This is a genomic window from Luteimonas suaedae, from assembly GCF_008312895.1.
GTDB classification, from domain to species: domain Bacteria; phylum Pseudomonadota; class Gammaproteobacteria; order Xanthomonadales; family Xanthomonadaceae; genus Luteimonas; species Luteimonas suaedae.
Window position 1 is genome coordinate 1 of the sequence record NZ_VSSP01000032.1, and the last position, 3,903, is coordinate 3,903.

The 3,903-nt window shown below is 59.1% G+C and carries 3 protein-coding genes; 1 reads left to right on the plus strand and 2 read right to left on the minus strand.

Annotated features, from left to right (window positions below):
* The first annotated feature begins 705 nt into the window (after positions 1-705).
* Positions 706-2,727 carry an ATP-binding protein gene (locus FXO19_RS18905; RefSeq protein WP_149196669.1) on the plus strand — a complete coding sequence of 674 codons (2,022 nt, stop codon included), beginning with the start codon at positions 706-708 and terminating at the stop codon, positions 2,725-2,727.
* Positions 2,728-2,738: 11 nt separating this feature from the next.
* Here the strand turns inward: FXO19_RS18905 and FXO19_RS18910 are convergent, their stop codons facing one another.
* Together FXO19_RS18910 and FXO19_RS18915 are read right to left on the minus strand one after the other, a co-directional pair.
* Complete coding sequence (locus tag FXO19_RS18910) at positions 2,739-3,329, minus strand: hypothetical protein (protein ID WP_149196670.1); 591 nt, start codon at positions 3,327-3,329, stop codon at positions 2,739-2,741.
* A gap of 37 nt (positions 3,330-3,366) precedes the next feature.
* Complete coding sequence (locus tag FXO19_RS18915) at positions 3,367-3,615, minus strand: hypothetical protein (protein ID WP_149196671.1); 249 nt, start codon at positions 3,613-3,615, stop codon at positions 3,367-3,369.
* Positions 3,616-3,903 lie beyond the last annotated feature (288 nt).

Sequence of the window (3,903 nt, forward strand, 5' to 3'; positions counted from 1 at the left end):
CATGAAGTGCCCGCCCACCGAATGGCGGACGGGAAGTCGGGAGGTTAGAAACCGCTAAGAGTCGGCGGGCGTATTTCCCCGAAGGGTGTTGTATTAGCCGCCCTCCCGACGCAGGCTTCGCGTCGGTCGTGCCCGCAGCAGCACGGGCACAAAAAACCCACCGGTTTGACGGAGGTGGGGACCGCTCTTAGAGGAGTTTCTACGCTCCTTGGAATCGAGTCTGCTACCGGGATGAAAGGCTGTCAAGGACCTGCCTTGACGCCGAATTCCTCCTGACGCCCTCCAGCGCTTCGCCGACACACACCCTCCGCATCGGCCGCGCAAAGCGATCTCCAGCAACGGGTGAACTCTCCAAGGCAGGTCCGATTCCACCGAGCTAGATTTCCGGGGAAGTCGCAGCGGTTAACCTGGCATCGGTCTTCAGGGATCGCTGTGAACATGCCGGAACGGCAAATAACGGGGTCAGATGGAGTAAGGGGTCAGATTGACCCCGTTCCTGGCGCACGCGCGGGTTGCGCGAGAGAAGAATGGATAGGATCTCGTAGCCCTATCTGTCATCGCAGGCCCTGAGAAGGCCAGGGCGCAGGGTCGGCATAGCCCGACCGCCCCTGTCCCGTTATCCTCATCCCGTTCACTCCTTAGGCCACCTGGACCAGCTCCATTGGGCCAAGGCGGTAAACTTCACTCAGGGGAGTGCTCCACGCCATGGCCGCCAAGACCACTGCCATCAAGATCGAAGCCAAGCCAGACTTCTTGAAGTCTCTGGCGTCTGCCTCGCCCATGGCGGCGGTGTCCGAGCTGATCTGGAACGGGTTCGACGCCAACGCCCAGCACGTTAGGGTGATCCTCGAACCTAACGAACTTAACGGGCTCCACGCCATCCGGATATCAGACGACGGCGACGGCATCGACTGGAACAAGATCAACGCCCTGTTCGGGGGCCTTGGCGACTCTTGGAAGATGAAGTCGCATCGCTACAAGGGCCGCACGCTGCATGGCAAGAACGGCAAGGGACGTTTCCGGGCGTTTGCGCTGGGCGAGAACGTCGAGTGGCGAACAACCTACCAGGACGGCAACTCGGCTAAGACCTACACGATCCGGGGTCGGGCCAGTCAACTGACGGGCTTTCACGCTTCAGCCCCGACGGACTCGGAGACTTCGATCTTGGGGACCGAGGTAGTCATTGAAAACGTCGAGTCCAACTTCCCGTCGTTGACCAGTGAGGATGCGCCGCTTGAAATCACCAAGCAGTTCGCAGCTTACCTGACCGAGTCGCCAGGGCTGACGCTGTACTTCAACGGGCACAAGATCGATCCTACAACGGTCCAGAACAACAAGGAAGATTTCCACCTGGGCGACGTTGAGCTGCAAAGTGGCAAGCGGCCCCCCGTTTCAATCACGATCATTGAATGGTCTGTTCCCACCAATCGCGTTTTTGAGCTTTGCGACAAGGGGGGTGTGTCGCTCCATGAAGTTCCCGTTGGAGCCGCGATCAAAGCGCCCGGATACCACTTCACGGTGTACGTGAAGTCGGATCACTTTCGCGACCTGGACAAGGATGGCTCGCTGGTCCTGCCTGATCTGAACCAGGACGTTGCCGACATCCTGGCAGCAGTCAAGACCAAGGTGCGCGAGCATTTTCGCCACCGCCTCCTGCAGCACCGCAGCGAGACCATCCAGCGCTGGAAAAACGAGAATATTTACCCGTACGAAGACAAGGCAGAGGTCAATGCGACCGAACAGATTGAACGTCAAGTCTTTGACATTCTGGCGGTCAACGTCGAGGACCACCTGCCCGACTTCGATGAAGCGCCTCCCAAGTCCAAAAGACTTACATTCCGGCTACTCTCTCAGGCCATCCGCGAGAACCCGGACTCTGTTCTTGCGATCATGGATGAAGTCCTCAACCTCAAGAAGGGGGAACAGGACGATCTTGCCACCTTGCTGCGCAAGACAACACTGTCCAAGATCATTACGTCGGCCAGAGTCGTTGCTGACCGCTTGAACTTCGTGGAAGCGCTCAGCGACTTGCTGTTCAATAAGGAAAGCAAGAAGCGCTTGCTTGAGCGGGATCACCTCCATAAGGCCCTGGAGGTGGAGTCTTGGATCTTCAAGGAAGACTTTAACCTCGCCGGCTCCGAGAAGACGTTGGAAGATGCCTTGGCGATCCACATCGGCAAGCTGGGCAAGCGCGCAGACGATCCGATCTACACCGATGACCCCGTTGTGCGAGAGGGAGACAAGGGTGGCCGGATCGACCTCATGCTGGCCCGCTCCATCCAGCCGACCCAGGACACTCGCGAGTATCTGGTCGTCGAGCTAAAGCGAGCCAGCGAGAAGATCAACTCCGAGTTCTTGGCCCAGATCGAAAGCTATGCCATCGCGGTTGCAAAAGATCATCGCTTCCATCAAAGCCGCACCAAGTGGACCTTCATGATCGTTGCAAACGACATGGACGAGTATGCTCGGCTCAAGGCTCGCCAGAAGAACCGACCCGACGGATTGGTTTTCGATAGCGACGAACTGAACATCACCGTCTGGGCTAAGACATGGTCCGAGATCCTGTGCGACGCCCGCGCACGACTGAGATTTTTCAGTGAGCAACTCGACTACCAGGCCGACAGCGACAGCGAACTGGCTTACCTAAGGCGTGCGCACGCCAAATACATCCCGTACGACCTGGCGGAAGCGGTCACGGGTGCTGGCACGGAAGAAGCGGAAGAGTAAGAGCGCACCGATCAGGGCTGATTAGCCGCGGGTCCAGGGCTGAACTTCGATTGGACGCCCTGGCGCACGTCGCCCACGTCCGGGAAGATTTCCACCAGCTGGCTGGTGGCACTGTCGAGCAAGCCCGCGCAGATCTGCAAGGCAGTTCGCAAGTAAGCGCGGTCGGGGTCGCATTCCAGGCCCGATCCCCGCCCATTGGGTTCCATGCGGTAGAACGACATGGGATGGATGTGGGAGTGCTGGGACCACAGGTCCCAGAGAATATCGAAGTTGGCCTTGTCCATGCCGATCAGTGCCACCAGTTGCGTGCGATCCATGAACCACGCCTTCTTGCCTGCTAGACAAGTGTTCTGGACGGGGACTGGCAAAGCCTGGAAGTAGGAGATGCCGCGCAATCGTTCGCGCAGTTCTTCCGCCTGCCGTTCGAAGTGCGGCTCCTGATCAGGGTTGCCGGCGAAGATCTTCAACCGGCTGCAGCAGTCGTTGAGTTGCAGGAGCGTAATCCGCGCCCGCCCTTCTTCCACTTCCTCGTTGGTGGGTTGGATGAGGTAGGTGTAGAAGAGATAGCCTTCCAGGATGGCCCGCGCGTGGCAGGCAACCACGTTGAAGCTCCAGTCCTCGTGGTCGCTATGGACCCATCTAGACAGTGGAGCCGCGCGCATGATCGCCACACCATGCGAACACAGGCGCGCAAAGACGTAGGTGGCGAAGCCAACGCATGGCGAAGCCAACGCATGGCGAAGCCATGCGAACGGCCTGCGCCTGCCCCACGGCCACCGCCTCGCACACAGCGCTGTCCATGCTTTCCAGCGCCGCCAGGTACTCCTCACGTGTCAACTCGCCTGCTGGGTCTTCGACTTCCTTATGGTCCTCGTCTTGTGTTGTCATCTAGATCGTCTCCTGTCCCTTGCACTGTTTAGCCAGGTCGCTAGCGCACAGGGGCGCTCCCTTGGAAGAACGGTTCAGGTTGAGCCACCCCTGATTTCTCGGACACCACAAAGCGAGGACAATCCTCGCACGGAGGTGTCCGATGCAGAAGCGTCAGCGAATACGGGGCCCGACAAGTGCTGGGCACTAGCAGAAGTGAACCTGGAGTGGCCCGGGCAATTCGGACACCTGACAACGGGGACAATGGTCCCGGAGGTGTTCGATGGTCAAGCGGCAACAGTTCACAGC

Coding starts and splice junctions, on each gene's coding strand:
- FXO19_RS18905 (WP_149196669.1), top strand. CDS start 706: ATGGCCGCCAAGACCACTGCCATCAAGATCGAAGCCAAGCCAGACTTC.
- FXO19_RS18915 (WP_149196671.1), bottom strand. CDS start 3,615: ATGACAACACAAGACGAGGACCATAAGGAAGTCGAAGACCCAGCAGGC.